This window comes from Bradyrhizobium sp. USDA 4504 (genome assembly GCF_054063995.1).
Genome location: NZ_JBSSGV010000001.1, coordinates 4,193,578 through 4,208,714 on the forward strand (window position 1 = coordinate 4,193,578; position 15,137 = coordinate 4,208,714).

16 protein-coding genes are annotated in these 15,137 nt (G+C 58.8%); 9 read left to right on the forward strand and 7 right to left on the reverse strand.

Annotation, left to right across the window (positions count from 1 at the left end; translation table 11 throughout):
• Positions 1-206: 206 nt before the first annotated feature.
• Positions 207-1,787, reverse strand: a complete 1,581-nt coding sequence (tnpC, locus tag ACVMB1_RS19655; RefSeq protein WP_456848986.1) for an IS66 family transposase — start codon at positions 1,785-1,787, stop codon at positions 207-209.
• A gap of 74 nt (positions 1,788-1,861) precedes the next feature.
• Positions 1,862-2,077, reverse strand: a complete 216-nt coding sequence (gene tnpB / locus ACVMB1_RS19660) for an IS66 family insertion sequence element accessory protein TnpB (protein WP_456848988.1) — start codon at positions 2,075-2,077, stop codon at positions 1,862-1,864.
• Between tnpB (ACVMB1_RS19660) and ACVMB1_RS19665 the strand changes: the two genes are divergently transcribed.
• The 3 genes from ACVMB1_RS19665 to ACVMB1_RS19675 all read left to right on the forward strand — a co-directional run bounded on the left by ACVMB1_RS19665 (position 2,068) and on the right by ACVMB1_RS19675 (position 5,376).
• Positions 2,068-2,361: a DUF5372 family protein gene (locus ACVMB1_RS19665; protein WP_253636055.1), complete on the forward strand. Its 294-nt coding sequence runs from the start codon at positions 2,068-2,070 to the stop codon at positions 2,359-2,361. The genes tnpB (ACVMB1_RS19660) and ACVMB1_RS19665 overlap by 10 nt on opposite strands.
• A 151-nt stretch (positions 2,362-2,512) precedes the next feature.
• Positions 2,513-2,974, forward strand: coding sequence for a helix-turn-helix domain-containing protein (locus tag ACVMB1_RS19670; RefSeq protein ID WP_456848990.1), 462 nt, complete (start codon positions 2,513-2,515; stop codon positions 2,972-2,974).
• 284 nt (positions 2,975-3,258) lie between these two features.
• A complete protein-coding gene (locus ACVMB1_RS19675; RefSeq protein WP_456848992.1) occupies positions 3,259-5,376 on the forward strand; it encodes a recombinase family protein in 2,118 nt (705 codons plus the stop codon).
• Here the strand turns inward: ACVMB1_RS19675 and tnpB (ACVMB1_RS19680) are convergent.
• Together tnpB (ACVMB1_RS19680) and ACVMB1_RS19685 are read right to left on the reverse strand one after the other, a co-directional pair.
• A complete protein-coding gene (tnpB, locus tag ACVMB1_RS19680; RefSeq protein WP_456848994.1) occupies positions 5,338-5,583 on the reverse strand; it encodes an IS66 family insertion sequence element accessory protein TnpB in 246 nt (81 codons plus the stop codon). The two genes, ACVMB1_RS19675 and tnpB (ACVMB1_RS19680), sit on opposite strands and share 39 nt — an antisense overlap.
• The gene (locus ACVMB1_RS19685) at positions 5,580-5,930 is read right to left on the reverse strand and encodes a transposase (protein WP_229163435.1); all 351 of its coding nucleotides are present in this window, start codon (positions 5,928-5,930) and stop codon (positions 5,580-5,582) included. The genes tnpB (ACVMB1_RS19680) and ACVMB1_RS19685 overlap by 4 nt, the downstream gene beginning before the upstream one ends.
• 158 nt (positions 5,931-6,088) lie before the next feature.
• On the opposite strand from ACVMB1_RS19685, the gene ACVMB1_RS19690 reads away from it, so the two are divergent.
• Complete coding sequence (locus ACVMB1_RS19690) at positions 6,089-7,306, forward strand: SIR2 family NAD-dependent protein deacylase (RefSeq protein ID WP_456848996.1); 1,218 nt, start codon at positions 6,089-6,091, stop codon at positions 7,304-7,306.
• On the opposite strand, the gene ACVMB1_RS19695 is transcribed toward ACVMB1_RS19690, so the two are convergent.
• From ACVMB1_RS19695 to ACVMB1_RS19705, 3 genes are read right to left on the reverse strand one after another with little or no spacing between them, the layout of a single operon-like run.
• Positions 7,288-7,494, reverse strand: a complete 207-nt coding sequence (locus ACVMB1_RS19695; protein ID WP_456848998.1) for a hypothetical protein — start codon at positions 7,492-7,494, stop codon at positions 7,288-7,290. The two genes, ACVMB1_RS19690 and ACVMB1_RS19695, sit on opposite strands and share 19 nt — an antisense overlap.
• A 24-nt stretch (positions 7,495-7,518) precedes the next feature.
• Positions 7,519-9,261, reverse strand: a complete 1,743-nt coding sequence (locus tag ACVMB1_RS19700) for a hypothetical protein (RefSeq protein ID WP_456849000.1) — start codon at positions 9,259-9,261, stop codon at positions 7,519-7,521.
• The gene (locus ACVMB1_RS19705; RefSeq protein WP_456849002.1) at positions 9,225-9,617 is read right to left on the reverse strand and encodes a hypothetical protein; all 393 of its coding nucleotides are present in this window, start codon (positions 9,615-9,617) and stop codon (positions 9,225-9,227) included. The genes ACVMB1_RS19700 and ACVMB1_RS19705 overlap by 37 nt, the downstream gene beginning before the upstream one ends.
• A 315-nt stretch (positions 9,618-9,932) precedes the next feature.
• Here ACVMB1_RS19705 and ACVMB1_RS19710 point away from each other — a divergent pair, with 315 nt between their 5' ends.
• From ACVMB1_RS19710 to ACVMB1_RS19730, 5 genes are all read left to right on the forward strand, one after another.
• A complete protein-coding gene (locus tag ACVMB1_RS19710; protein WP_456849004.1) occupies positions 9,933-11,876 on the forward strand; it encodes a hypothetical protein in 1,944 nt (647 codons plus the stop codon).
• 262 nt (positions 11,877-12,138) lie between these two features.
• Positions 12,139-12,561: an IS66-like element accessory protein TnpA gene (tnpA, locus tag ACVMB1_RS19715; protein WP_247280258.1), complete on the forward strand. Its 423-nt coding sequence runs from the start codon at positions 12,139-12,141 to the stop codon at positions 12,559-12,561.
• Entirely contained in the window at positions 12,555-12,908 is a 354-nt protein-coding gene (gene tnpB, locus ACVMB1_RS19720) for an IS66 family insertion sequence element accessory protein TnpB (RefSeq protein ID WP_011931031.1), read from the forward strand. Before tnpA ends, tnpB (ACVMB1_RS19720) begins: the two co-directional genes overlap by 7 nt.
• Positions 12,909-12,959: 51 nt before the next feature.
• Positions 12,960-14,525 carry an IS66 family transposase gene (tnpC, locus tag ACVMB1_RS19725; RefSeq protein ID WP_456849006.1) on the forward strand — a complete coding sequence of 522 codons (1,566 nt, stop codon included), beginning with the start codon at positions 12,960-12,962 and terminating at the stop codon, positions 14,523-14,525.
• Positions 14,522-15,124, forward strand: coding sequence for a plasmid pRiA4b ORF-3 family protein (locus ACVMB1_RS19730; RefSeq protein ID WP_253589677.1), 603 nt, complete (start codon positions 14,522-14,524; stop codon positions 15,122-15,124). Before tnpC (ACVMB1_RS19725) ends, ACVMB1_RS19730 begins: the two co-directional genes overlap by 4 nt.
• Positions 15,125-15,137 lie beyond the last annotated feature (13 nt).

Below are 15,137 nucleotides of genomic sequence, written 5' to 3' on the forward strand. Positions count from 1 at the left end.
TAAGTGCCGTCGCATCCAGCGATTGAGCCATTTCATCCTAGGATTATCAGATGGCCGAAGATGCCACAAAGCCCGTTAACGCCGAATACCTGCGACACGTGGAGCGCACCAGCGCCCTTATTCGCGACACGCTAGACGAAATGCAGTGCCAACCGATTTTCTTCATCGGCTCAGGGATACCAAAGGTAAGCGGCAAGCTAAGGCCGTCAAGCGGCGTGGTTCCATGGCATAAGCGCGTCGATTTGGCTGCTCGGCCAGCCGTTGGCGATACGCCGAAGTGTCAGGGCGAGCCAAGCGAACGGATCGACGTTGTTCATTTTCGCCGTCTGCAGCAGTGTTGCGATGGTCGCCCAGGTTCGTCCGCCGCCGTCGCTGCCAGCGAAGAGGCTATTCTTTCTCGTGATTGTTTGTGGCCGGATGGCGCGCTCGACGACGTTGGAGTCGAGCTCGATGCGGCCATCGGTCAGGAAGCGTTCGAAGATGGCACGGCGCGAGACGGCATAGCGGATCGCCTCGGCCAATTTTGATTTGCCGGAGATCCGCCGCAAGGTCTGCTGCCAGAGATCGAAGAGATCTGCGACGATCGCCGCGGAGGCTTGCCGGCGCGCGGCAACGCGAGCGTCGGGGCTTTGACCGCGCACGGTCTTCTCGACCTGCCAGAGCCTTGCCATCCGCTCGACCGTCGCCGTTGCCACCTCTGAGCTCCCTGCAACATGCAGCTCGTAGAACTTGCGTCTGCAGTGTGACCAGCAGCCAGCCAATGTGATGCCATCATTGCCGCGATCGGATCGCGCGAGCTTGTTATAAGCGGCATAGCCATCCACTTGCAGGATGCCGCGATAACCATTGAGATGGCGGACCGCGCATTCGCCGGCGCGGCTGTCTTCGAAGCGATAAGCCACCATCGGCGGACCGTTGCGGCCAAAGGTTCGGTCATCCCGGGCATAGGCCCATAAGTAGGCCGTCTTGGTCGATCCGGAGCCCGGAGCGAGCGTCGGCAAAGTGGTTTCGTCGGCAAAGACCCGTTCGGCCTTCTTGACCTCGCTGAAGATGATCTCGAGCTCGAAGCCGAGCTTACCCATCCATTGCGCCATCAACTGGCGGTCGAGCTCGACATGATCGCGGGCGTAGATGTCCTCCTGCCGGTAGAGCGGCAGGCCATCGGCATATTTGGCGACCGCGATGTGGGCCAGAAGCGCTTCCGTCGGAATGCCTCCTTCGATGATGTGGGCCGGGGCCGGCGCCTGGATGACGCCGTCCGCGTTCTTGAAGGCATACCTGGGACGGCGCGTGACGATCACCCGGAACTTCGCCGGCACCACATCCAGTCGCTCCGACACGTCCTCGCCGATCAGCACCTTCTGCTTGCCGGCATGCTCCGCCAGCTCTTGCGGCTCAATGACGGTTTCGATCCGTTCCAGATGGGGCGCAAAGCCCTTGCGCCGACGCGGTGCACGCTTGCCATCCGCCTGCGCACGGCCCTTGCTGACCTGGGCCTTGATCGCGGCGATGCCGGTCTCGATCTCCTCGAAGACGAGGGCCTGCTGTTCATCGTCGCCGTTCGCCGAGCCTAGCTTCTCCGATCGTCGGCCGAACCGGGCGCGGTCGAAGGCCTTCAGGATTTGCGTCAGCCGCTCGATGCGCGCATCGGCATCGGCGTTGCGGGCCTTGAGATCGGCGACTTCGCTCTCCAGAGCATCGGCGCGGGCCGCTTTCTCGGCCATGGCAAGCACCATGGCTTTCAGCGTCTCTACGTCATTCGGGAGGCTGAGATCGGGCGGCGTCATTGACCCGACCAGAGCACATTTTGCCCCGGTTCTCTTGACCTTTCAGGCCGCTGATTCACTTCGCCGCAGTGCTTTTACCCAACAATCTCCGGCGGCTTGACCGCCGCGGTCCGGACCCGCTTCCAGTCCATCCCATCCACCAGTGCCATCAACTGCGCAGCATTCAGCTGCACCCGATGATGCCCGATCCGCGGCCAGCAGAACCTCGCCTTCTCAAGCCGCTTGTACCTCAACTGAGAATGCAGACTCTTCGGATGCAGCGCGGCAGTTTGTGCGGCTGATGCATCCATTCCACCCATTGTTTGGGCGGCAGCTTCTCTGCGTCGGCAAACGATACAACCGGTATGGCGAACGCCTCTTGCTGCAGGGCGACGGCGCGACCGTATGGTCGGTTCCTCCGCAATGGACGGACCTTGTGAGCCCGGACGCTGAGATCGTCATGGGTCATGGACGGGCACTTTTGCGTACTTTCGACCTGATGGAGCTGGCCAGCCTGGTGAAGCGCCTTTCCGACGGGGCAGCGTTGCGATCGCGCGCAAACCGTAAGGATGATTATGCCGCAGATGTAAGGTGATTAATGCCGCATCAGCCCTCTTTTGTCCGCATCGCTTCATCAAATACAGGTTATAAATGCGCTATAGGCTACCTTCGCGACCTTGACAGCGATGCATTTAGCGGCGTAAATATATTTACGTTAACGCCTTCTTGTACGCTCGGAGCCGACGGTGCCGGCGAAGCACGACAGCAAGCGCTCAAAGATCGACGCCCTCCTCGAGGAGGGCACGCTCAATCCGACGCCCGAGAAGGTGCGCGATCCAAAGTTTCAGGGAAGCAAGTTCTTCGATCCGCACGACGCCGTGCAGGTCAAGTACGAGATGCTGCGCCGTGTCTCGATCGACAACGCTTCGGTGACGGAGGCTTCCGACGAGTATGGCGTCTCCAGGCCGACCTACTACCAAGCGAAGGCGAGCTTCGATGCCGCCGGGATTGCGGGACTGGTCCCAAAGAAGCCGGGCCCCCGCGGCCCCCACAAGGTCCAGGGCGAGGTCCTCGCCTTCCTGCAGGCGCGGCTGGTCCCGGGCGAGCCGGTTCGCGCTCGGGAGCTGGCGAGCTTGATCCGCGCCGAGCTCGGCATCGAGGTTCATCCCAGGACGATCGAGCGAGCATTAAAAAAAACTGCCGGATGAACACCCCACGACACCGGCGTGTTCGATCCTCTCGACCGCCATTGCGGCCCAGTATGAGGTGCTGCGTATGGCAGCTCTCGGCGAAGCGCTGCCGCCTACGGCCCGCAGTGGCCTCATGCTTTTTCTGCGCCGGGGCATGTGGGGGTGGGCGCAGACGCTGGCCGCCGCAGCCCCGTTCAACAGTCAGTTGCCTCGTATACTCCACCAGTGCCGCGTAACGAGCACACAGCTGTCGTTTACGTGCTCGCGACAATGGCGATGAGCACACCCGAGCGGAGAACGCCATGAAGGAGTCCCTCAAAGTCCATCCTCACCACCTCGAACGGGGTGCCTACCTCTACATTCGCCAGTCCTCGATGCGACAAGTCATCGAGAACGTCGAGAGCGCGAAGCGGCAATTTGCACTTCGTGGACGCGCAATTGCCCTTGGCTGGCGCGACGAGCAAATAATCGTCATCGACAGCGATCAGGGCGAGTCCGGTGCATCGGCTGTCTGGCGCGAGGGCTTTCAGCGCCTGGTCAGCGACGTCGGCATGGGGCACGCCGGCATCGTGATGGGCCTGGAGGTCTCCCGCCTGGCGCGGAACAATGCTGACTGGCAGCGTTTGCTGGAGATCTGCGCACTAGCCGACACCCTGATCCTCGATGAGGATGGCGTCTACGATCCGTCAAGCTTCAATGACCGCCTCCTGCTCGGGCTCAAGGGCACAATGAGTGAGGCCGAGTTGCATGTGATCAAAGCAAGGCTGCGCGGCGGAATCCTCAACAAGGTCAGGCGCGGCGAGTACCGCTGCGTCTTGCCAACCGGGCTGATCTATGACCACTCCGGCAACGTGACGTTCGATCCCGACACTCAGATCAGGGAGACAATCGTCCATTTCTTCGACACGTTCTCTCGCGTGGGCTCCGCATGCCAGACCGTCAAGGCCTTTCGCAAGGAGGGCCTTCTGTTTCCCTCGCGTCTGCGCAACAGCGAGACCACGGTGTTTCGGACACTGACCGCGTCAACGGCGATACGCGTCTTGAACAATCCGCGGTATGCCGGCGCCTACGCCTATGGACGCCGGCGCTATCGACGAACCATCGACGGTAAGAAGACTCTGCAGCGGCGTGACCACGATGACTGGCTGGCATGTATCCCGGATGCCCATCCCGGCTACATCACGTGGGAGCAGTTCCAGGAGAATCTCAAAATTCTCAAGACCAACGGTCGAGGATATGAAGTGGCGCGCGCATCGCCTCCTCGGGAGGGGACGGCACTGCTGCAAGGACGGGCGGTGTGCGGGCAATGCGGTAAACATTTTCGCATCCGCTACACTGCCCGGCGCGGACGGCTGGATGCCTGGTACGTCTGTGATCGCGCTCACGGTTATCGTGGCGAGCCAAACTGCCAGTCAATCGCCGGGCCTCAGATCGATAAAGCCATCGGCATGCTGATTGCCGAACAGATGACGCCGGCCGCCGTCGAGTTGACGCTCGACATCCGCAAGGAGATCGAAGCCAGGTATGAGGAAGCAGACCGGCTGTGCTGTCGGGCGATCGAACGGGCCAAAATCGAAGCGGATCTCGCTCAGCGCCGCTTCATGTTGGTCGACCCCAATAATCGTCTCGTCGCCGACACGCTCGAAGGCGAATGGAATGACAAGCTCCGCGTGCTGGCCAAAGCCCGCGACGATCGCGAGCGCGCGCGAGAGCAGGATCAGCTCTTCCTCGATGAAGCTGTTCGCGAGCGGCTGACCGCGATGACCGTCGACTTCAAAAAGCTTTGGGCAGATCCAGACACGCCGGATCGTGAACGCAAACGGCTGCTCGCCCACATCATCGAAGATGTCACCCTCATCAAGATGCCGGCGGAACGAACCACCAAAATTCATGTTCGCTTCAAGGGCGGCAAAATCCAAACGCTCACCACCATGAGCCCAAAATCTTCCGCGCAGCAGGTCAAGACGCAACCCGGTATCGTCGAGTTGGTCGACAAGCTCCTCGACAAACACATCTATTCAGAGATTGCCGAACTTCTCAACCAGCAAGGATATCGCCCGGGTGGATCAGCGCGCCCTGGCCGCCACGAGACCCGCTTCACGGCCTTGCGGGTCGCATATCTCGTCCATCGCTATGGCTTGCGCTCGCGCTATGACCGACTGCGAGATCGCGGAATGCTGACAAAACGGGAAGCCGCGGCGCGCCTTAACATCCACGAAACGACCCTCGCAAGGTGGGCTGAACATGGACTCGTTACCAGGCATGCCTACAATGCACACTATTGCCTATACGAGATTCCCACATCGAACCTGCCCCGCAAGCAATGCAGCCGATGGAATCGTCTTGTCGATCGAGCCGCCGCCCTCACGACGTCACTGGTGCTAAAACCCTCGACTGAAGCTGAAGGAGGTGTAGTATGAATGCACGTAGTTTAAATAGAAGCACACGCCGGAGCCATCCCACCATACGATCTTGATTCGGTCGGCTCTTTTGGCGCGGAACACATAAAGCGCACCGTCGAACGGATCTGAGCCGGCATCGCGCACCAGCGCAACAAGGCCATCGATACCCTTGCGGAAGTCGACTGGATGGCTCGCCAGGAACACCTTCACGCCGGAGGGGATCATGCCGAACGGACCGCCCGGATCACCCGCTGCAACTGCGCCTCGTCGACGTCCACGCCGGCGCGCACGATCACCTCGCCAATGGCAATCTCGATCACCGCGCCTGCCACAGGCGCCACCACACCCTCGCAACTCGGGTGCCGTGAGCGATAACGCCGCCGCTCGGCCCGAGCGTCACGGCGCCAGGCGAACAGCTGCGACGGGTGAATGCCGATCCGGCGAGCGATCGCCGAGACGCTCGCGCCAGGCTCCAGCGCCTCCATCACGACTTGGGCCTTAAACTCGTCCGACCAGCGTCGGCGAAGCTGCCGCGGCGCTCCCTCAAGACGGTCGGCGACCGCTTCGATCATATGGAAGCTTCTAGTTCCAGAACTAGGCGCAGACATAGAAGCTCACATTGGCTCACAAACTCAGCAGCCGATAGCTGATTGCTCTCCCCCCGCGCCAGACGGGGTCTCTTTGCCGCTTACTACCAAAGCGGTATTTTGGTTCACCGGGTTGGCTGGAGTTGCTCCAAGAAATTGCGACGCAGATGGGAATCCCGGAGGATGAGTTTAATTACCTCATCCAGAAACACGATCATGCCGCCATCCCTTTGGGCCAAGAGTTGCAGGAGAGGGCTTTCGAATGGGCGTGGAAGTCCGGAAAGCCCAAGTTCCCTAGCAACTATTTTAAAACTGACGTGCACCGAGCTCAATTCTTGAAGCACATGGCCTGCGAGATCCTTTCCAAGAAGGTCCCGAAGGAGAGCGCAATCAAGCGGCTACCTCTGTCAGATGAGATTGCCCTCCTCCAGGCCACCACGCCACACGCAATAATCACCACCAACTATGACAACTTCCTCGAAGTGCTCTTCAAGGGCTATGAATCCATCGTCGGCGAAAAGGTCATTCGCTATAATCTCAACATGGTCGGCGAGATATTCAAGATTCACGGCAGCACTGATGATCCGTCTACACTAGTGCTGACGCACGACGACTACGAGAACTATCGCGAAAAGAAGAAATATATATCAGCCAAGCTTCTGACGTATTTAGCTGAGCATCCGGTGTTCATTCTAGGATACGGGTTTGGCGATCCTAACGTAACTTCTATCATCGAGGATGTCGGCGAAATTATTGGAGGAGAGGATCGCTTCATCAAAAACATCTTCTACGTTCAGTGGAATCAGGACATTCATAAGCAATCGTCTTTCCGCGAAAAGTATGTGGTCGGCTCAGGCACAAAACAATATCGAGTGAGAGCGATTGAATCCAACGAGTTTTCGTGGATTTACTCCGCCATCTCTCAAGAGCGCCAAATCAAAACGATCAATGTGCGCACTCTGCGAGCAGTCGCCTCTAGAATGTACAAGCTAATCCGGACTGACATTCCGAGGCGGCAATTCGAAGTCAATTACGACACGCTAGAGGGCCTAACAACCTCCGACGAAACATTGCCCAACCTGCTTGGCATCGTACCAGCCAACAACACAAACCTTTCGCATCCTTTTGTCTTGACGCAGGTTGGTCGGAGATTGGGCTATTCTGGCTGGCACGGAGCACGCAAGCTGATTGAGAAGATCAATGCCGACAAGGGTGTCAACATCTGCGAGACCGACAACCGGTATCATTGCGCCGTGAAGGCGGGTGCCAATTCGCAAGCAACGGTGCGGAAGTACTCTCCTGAGCTTGTGGCGCTACTTAAGTTGGTCAAAGCTGGGTCTGCTTACACCGTGACGTTATAACCACGAAGCTGTCGCTGAATGCTCTGGACGAGCAGCTCTTGCCAGACGCCCATCTCCGGTCGGGTGATCTTGGTCGGCGGTTTAACCAAGTTCATAATGTCGGCCACATCAATTTCCTGACGGAGCACCGCCTCCGTCAATGCGCCTGCCGTAATAAAAGCGTCCGATCGCAGCTTTTTGATATCCATTATTCAACTCCGCTTGCGTCCCCTTCACGCCAAAACCCTGCGCGCCTTCGCATCCTTAACCGCGGCGACAACCCGCATAGGTAGCTCCGCATTCTGCCGCGCCAACGCCTGATTGATCAGCGCAACGGTTTTTTCGCTGGCATCGCCCTGAATATAGACCGAACCGCCGTGGACTGTTACGATTCCCCCACCAACTCCGCCATTCCGCAGCACGTCGTTTGGAACGACGCCTCGCGGCACATTCATAAGTTCAGGGCCGTTCTCGCCAACGAGCGACAGCCCGCCTGGCGCTGAGTCGGTACCGGAGGCGAACTTTGGGAACGATTGGGCATCAACCGTAATGCTGCCGGTTGGTCCGCTGGATCCGCCCAACAGGCCACTAAACAGCCCGCCAAGTCCGCCGCCGCTTCCACCGAATGCCGATGACCAAAGGTTATCAACGGCCATCTGTGCCAACTTATCGGCAATCTTTCCAAGCGCGTTCAGGCCCGCAGTCTTGAGCGCATCCATGGCAGACGCGCCATTGCGGATCTGCGTCTCAAAATCGACAAGGAAACTACTGTTCACTTGCTGGCCGAGGTTCGCCAGATCCTTAATGGTGGCGTTGAACCGCAGGCCCGCCACTTCGCTGCTGGCCAGCGCAGCCGGAATATCGTTGCCGTAAATCCCCTTCAGTTGCTGAGCAATTGCCAGGTCCTGAGGCGAGAGAAACGCAGTCTTGGCGCCGAACTGGATATCCGATGCAACCTTCGCCTTCGCCAACGCATCTGCGGCCTCGCCAGCGTCCTGCGCAAGGTCTTGAATCTGGTCCCTGACCTTTTGCGTAATCGGAATGCCGGCAAGCTGAGCAGCATTCAACAACTGTGACTCGGCTTTGGCTTCCTCCGTCGCCGCAGCACCCTTGCCCTGCGATTCAGCAAGCGCATTGGTGGTGACGATATACTTGTTTAGGAATTCCGTTGCGCGATCGTACGCGTCAGCGGCCTCCTCGCCATCCTTACGCTTTGGTGGATGGGCAGCGTTAGGGTTGGCGTTGTCGGCAGCAGCTGGCCTGGAGGTTGGCGTCGGAACGCCATTTGGAAATTCAGCCTTGGACTGCTGCTCGGCAACAGACTTCCGCATATCGGCCGCAAGCTGGGCCTTGGCGCGGATTACCTCGAGGCCTGCTGCAACTTGCAGATTTTCCGGCTTGCTCGAGGCCTGCAAATTTTCAATCGAGCTCGTAAGCTGGTCAACGTCCTGAGTTGCGCCAACAGCGTCTTTGCCAAAAATTGCCAGGGTATCCGCCCATCTATTGAATTTTTCCTGCCCACTGCCCGGCTGGATATTCTGAGCCTCAAGTGCCTTCTTTGCTAGGTCGCCAGCCTTATCGATCAGGTCATCCAACCAGCCAGCGATATCTGCCGCTGTGGACTTGAACTGTGCGGCAAGTTGAGCAGACGAACGCTGCCAGGCCCGGTCAAACGCTGCGGCCTTGGCCACAGTTGCGCCATCAATAACAGCGCCAGCGGCATCAGCGCTCTGCGCGATTTCCTCAAACGACTTGCTGCCGTTGCGGAGCGCCTCAACCCATCCCTCCGAAAGGCCAAGCATCTGCGCGGCCTTGGTTTTCTCCGGAATGGAATCGAACTTGTTAAGGAGGCCGCCCGCTATGGTCAGAAGCTGGTTAAGCGTGATGACCTGGCCGTTGCGGTCCTTGTACTTGATGTTGTTCGCCTCAAGCAGCCGCGTCAGAGAGTTTTCATTCTCCTTGGCGTCGGCCAGCAACGAAGCACCTTGCGCAAGTCATCCACCGAATCCTTGCTGGAGACACCGCCCCGCCCCGCAGCGAACTGAATCTGCTGAAAGCGCTCGGCCATCAGTCCGGTAAATTCCGCGTTCTTTTGCAGGTCAGCCAACTGACTGTTGACCTGGGTAAGAACCGTCAGAAGGCTGCCAACAAGTCCGGTGACGCCAGCGGCTGCAACGCTGAGCGATGCGAAACCGCCAGCAGTCGGATTAAGGCTGGCAAAGGACTGCTCAATGCGAGCGACTGCCGCATCAGCAATATCACCCGCCTGGTTCATGGCGCTTTGGAATTGATCCAGCTTCGCGCCGAACTGGACCACAAGGTCATTAGCCATTTATGGCATTACTCCAATTCTTGATTAAATGCAGCGATCGACGTGGCCGCGATGGAAACCCGGTGCACGAAGATCCAATGACGCAATGACGGAAACTAGGGTTACCCCGTCAGAACTACGCCTTCCGGCAAAAGTTACTCATTGCGAATCCCCAGGCCCGCACTAGGCTTTAGTGCATTTTTCATATCGTAATAGGCCCGTCAGATGTCCTATTTTGCATATGCCGAAATCGCCTTAGTCGGACTTCACCAGACTCACCCCGCGGATTGGCCGAATTATGGGGCTAACCCTCCGACTTTGAGCATTGGATCGGTGATGACGAGCGTCGCCAAGTACAGTCTTGGCCTCGGGCTCAACAGCACGCTTGAAGCAGAAGAGTTTACAATCACGTCGGTGATCACAACTAGACCGGCGGACTATGGCACCTCGTTCTCTTTCGCGACGGATGGGGGGACGGATTCGCACTCCAAATGGGTCACTGTTGAGCTGCCCGACGGTTTCGTTATCCCGCCCGAACTTGGGGGCGGTGGAGCGTTCGGCAGCGTTGGCCCCGGAAATCTTTTCAACTACACCGACGCTGATCATACGGGTTTCTCATTGAGCGGCGTTCGCTACACGCAATCCACCGATGTCGTCGGAGGACTAACTTTTGGCAACTTAACAGTCACAACGAAAGACACCGTCTACACCATCGCCGACAACGCCGCCGCCGCGCTGGGACTCAATGGGCTGAGTACCGCAATCAAGAATGTCGCCGCAGTGCAAAACGCCCTTGAGAATGTCGTCACAAACGGCATGCAGCTTCTGGACTATGGAATAAAGCACTCGGGCGACGCGACTTCTTACAAGACCTTTGATGGGATGGCGCAGGCATTCATGAACGGCGCCTCGGCCACATTCAATGATGCGATTGCTAACCTAACGCTTTATCCAGGGAATCCGACTGCCGAAGCGATAGCAGACGAAACGTTACGAGGGCTGCGATTAGCTGCAACGGTAGATACCGATGGCACCTTACCACTGAGCGCCAGCTTCTTGCTCGGCCTGAACGTCGATGTGGCAGATACTCTGCATCTCAGTTTCAACTACACCGGGACGATCAGCGCCAATGTCGTCATTGATCCCGCAGGATCCGGCACTTACGATGCCGGAGCCGGTAACGATGTCCTTGTACTTACTGGTCCCGGCACACACACTGTGATCGCGGGATCAGGAAACGACTATGCCATCACCGGATCGGGCAGCGACACTTTCGTCGCTGGATCCGCGTCACCAGAGTACTTTTTTGGTGCACCTGGCTCCACAGCGCTGACTTTCGGGGACTATTTTGACGGAGGAAACGGTACAGATACCCTCGTATTTGCTAACGACATCACTAGCTACAGCGCTTCGTCAGCCGGTGTTGACGCGGATAAGATCACCGGAAACGGCGTCGATATCACGACTAAATCAATTGAGAACATTCAGTTTGCTGGCGGCACGGTAGCTGCGCATGGCTCAAATCCACTCGTGGACAATCTTTTCTATGACTCGCACAACGTAGACGTTTTCCACGCGGGGTTCGACCCAAACACCCACTATCAGAACTTTGGTTGGAAGGAACATCGAAATCCGGACCCATTTTTTAACACCGATGGCTATTTGGGCGCGAACGCGGACGTGAAAGCAGTCGGCATCAATCCCTTGGCACACTACGATAATTTTGGGTGGAAAGAAGGTCGCGATCCCGCGGCAAATTTCGATACGACTCTGTATCTGCAGCATAATCTAGACGTCAAAGCCGCGGGGATCGACCCGCTCATGCACTACTTGCAGTATGGGCAACAAGAGGGCAGGCAGGCTTACGCCGCGATCGGAAGCAACATCAGCCATGGCAGCTTCGACGCAGAATACTATCTTTTAAGCAATCCTGACGTGGCAACTTCTGGTATGGACCCTTATGCCCATTACGAGAACTATGGATGGCATGAGGGGCGAAATCCTAACGCGTACTTTGATGTCAAAGGTTATCTTCACACTTACACTGACGTCGCAGCGGCCGGCATTGATCCCCTGTTCCATTACGATAATTTTGGCTGGAAGGAAGGACGGGACCCCTCGCCCTGGTTCGATACCTACGATTACGAGACACGCTATCCAGACATAGCAGCCGCGCACATTGATCCTCTAACGCATTACCTTATACACGGTGCTTACGAGAATCGTTTTGTGTATGATGATGGGATCTTCGGTCACGCGATCCCAGTAGTTTCGCTTTAGGCGGGAACTCCAAGCGAAAGCCGCCAACGGCCGGGCTGAGGCTAGCAAAGCATCACTCAATCCGGTCCACGGTGGCCATCAGCCATATCATTAGCTTGATTCATGTCGCTGCCGAACTAGTCTAGCTTCGCGCCGAGGCGGAGAGGAAGTAGCTCGGCCCAAGAGTGATACAGCGTAAGCGTGGCGTTGAGGCCCTTGAGAATTTTTGTACTCAGTCCTGAGAGGACCGCTAGAAGAGTCATCTTCTGCAAGGGTGCTCACAATGGACGACCATTCGGACGACATAAGACGACCGTTGTCACCGCGTATCGAAGTGTACGCAGGCGCAGGTCGAAAGCGCTGGCCGGACGATTTGAAGGCACAGATTGCCGCGGAAAGCCTTGAGCCGGGGGCGATTGTCACAGATGTCGCGCGTCGCCATGGGTGCCGGCCCCAACAGGTGCACGACTGGCGGCGCCGGGCGCGTTTGGGCCAGTTGGTGCTGCCGGCTTCGGCGGACACGCTGTCGTTCGTGCCGGTGGTATCGGAATCGGCGCTACCGGCGGCCGCAGAGCCCACCGGGTCGCCGGAAGCAGCCGTTGTGACGGTTGAACTCCAGGGGGCACGCGTGGAGGTGCGAGGGACGCCTGGCCTTGCTGTGTTGAGTGATGTGTTCTTGGCGCTTCGACGGACACGTTCATGCTGACGCCGCCCGCGAGCCTCATGATTTACGTGGCGACGCAACCTGTGGACTTCAGAAAAGGTGCGGAGGGCTTGGCGCTGTTGGCGAAGGAGACGCTGGGCCATGACCCGATGAAGGGCGTGGCGGTGGTGTTCCGTGCGAAGCGCGCCGATCGGGTGAAGATTGTCGTCTGGGATGGCAGCGGCCTTGTGATGTATTGGAAGCGGCTCGATGGCAGCGGCTTCAAATGGCCTCCTATCGTGGCCGGCGTGATGCGGATGAATGCCGCCCAGCTGTCCGCGCTTCTGGCCGGCATGGATTGGACGCGGATGCACGCGCCTCGAATCCCGCAGCCGAAAGCACTTGCGTAGGACATAAAATCTTCGCTGCATCGGGGCGCGAAGCATGGCAGACTTGGGCCAATGAGTGATTTGCCTGATGAGCTGCCGAGCGATCCAGCCGAGCTGCGTGTCTTTGCCGCGGCTCTGCTGGATCGCTGCGCCAGGCTCGAGCGGTTGCTCAAGCTTGCGAAGGATGCGCAGTTCGGTCGATCGTCGGAAAAGCTGGACGCTGATCAGCTACAGCTTGTTCTGGAGGACATCGAAGAGGCCGTCGCGGCTCTCGAAGCAGCTGAGGATCGCGCCAATCCCAGAGCCCGCGAGAAGAGAACTGCCAAGCGCAGAGCCAACCGTGGTCAGCTTCCGGATCATTTGCCACGCATTGTCGAAACGCTGATGCCGGCTGCAACCTGCTGCCCGTGCTGCAAAGGCGATCTCGTTGAGATTGGTCACGATGAGAGCCAGAGGCTCGACGTCGTTCCGGTGCAATACAGGGTGATCGTCACCCGCCGGCCCAAGCTTGCCTGCCGCGCCTGTCATGGCGTCGTCCTCCAGCACGCTGCGCCCGAGCGATTGATCAAGGGGGGACTGCCCACCGAGCGTCTCGTCGCGCATGTAATTGACGCCAAGTATCATTGGCATTTGCCGCTCTATCGTCAGGCGCAGATGCTGGCGACCCACGGTATCGCCATCGACCGTTCCACGCTCGCCTTTTGGGTCGGCTACGCCGCCCAGGAATTGAAGCCCTTGTGGCATCGTCTGCGCCAGCTTCTGCTCGCCTCTTCGAAGCTCTGTGTCGATGAGACCCCGGCGCCGGTGCTGGATCCAGGGCGCGGCAGGACCAAAACCGGCTACTTCTGGGCGCTGTCACGCGATGACAGGCCCTGGGCCGGACCTGATCCACCTGGCGTGGTTTACGCCTATGCACCGGGCCGTGGGGCCGTTCATGGCTTGAGGCTGCTCGAGGGCTATCGCGGCATCATCCACTGCGACGGCTATCGGGCTTACAAGACCATGACCCGAGAGACGCGTGCGGACGCCCTGTCCGGGACGCTCGCCTTCTGCTGGTCGCATCTGCGGCGCCAGTTTGTGAAGATCGAGCGGGAGGCTGCGCCGGCGCCAGCTCCGGTTGCCCGCGAGGCCCTTGAGCGCATCGCCCTGCTTTACGCGGTCGAGAAGGCACTCCGCGGCCGATCTGCGGACGAGCGCCGCGCGGGGCGACAAGCGCATGCCCGGCCTCTGGCTACAGCCTTGAAGCAGTGGTTTGAGGCCAAGCTTGCTCACCTTGCGCAGAAGAGCGACACGGCGAAGGCCCTGCGTTACGCGCTGCGTCATTGGGACGGCCTAACGTTCTACCTTGATGACGGGCGCATCGAGATGGACACCAATGCGGTCGAGCGAGCGATGCGGCCAATCAAGCTCAATGCCAAGAACTCCCTTTTTGCCGGTTGCGACGAAGGTGCCGAGAATTGGGCATTGCTGGCTTCGCTCATTGAGACCTGTAAGCTCAATGGCGTCAGTGCCGAGCACTGGCTCGCTGACGTTCTCGCCAAGCTCGTCAATGGTTGGCCTGCGGCGCGACTGGACGAACTGCTTCCCTGGGCGTCGACCTATACGATGCATACACACGATCCGAGGCTGGCGGCATGAGCCTGAACACGACCGCGGTCCGGATCAAGGTGACCCTCAAGGATGTGAAGCCGGAGGTGATGCGTCGCCTTGTCGTACCCGTCACCCTGCGCCTTGATCGGCTGCATCTGACGCTTCAGGCGGCGTTTGGCTGGACGAACAGCCATCTCTTCGAGTTCCTGGCCGGCGAAGGACGTTGGGGTATACCTGATCCCGATGGAGATTTTGGCCCTCAGCCCATCGATGCCCGCAAGACGCGGCTCTCTAATATCGTTCAGGAGACCGGCGCGAAGACGATCCATTATCTCTACGACTTCGGCGACAGCTGGGATCACGTGATCAAGCTTGAAAAGTGGTTCGACAACACGACAACGGAGGGACTTCCGTTCTTGCTCGAGGCCGCCGGCCGTTGTCCTCCGGAAGATGTCGGCGGTGCGCCAGGCTATGCTGAATACCTCGACGCCATCAGCGACCCCACCCATCCGGAGCACGAACATATGCGCCTCTGGGGCCCGGAGCAGTTCGATCCCAACGTCGTCGACCGGAAGGCGCTTGAGGCCGCTGTCAATGCGTTGTCCGACATATGGAAGCCGCGCCGGCGCACCACGCGCTCAAAATAGACGTCAAGCGCCA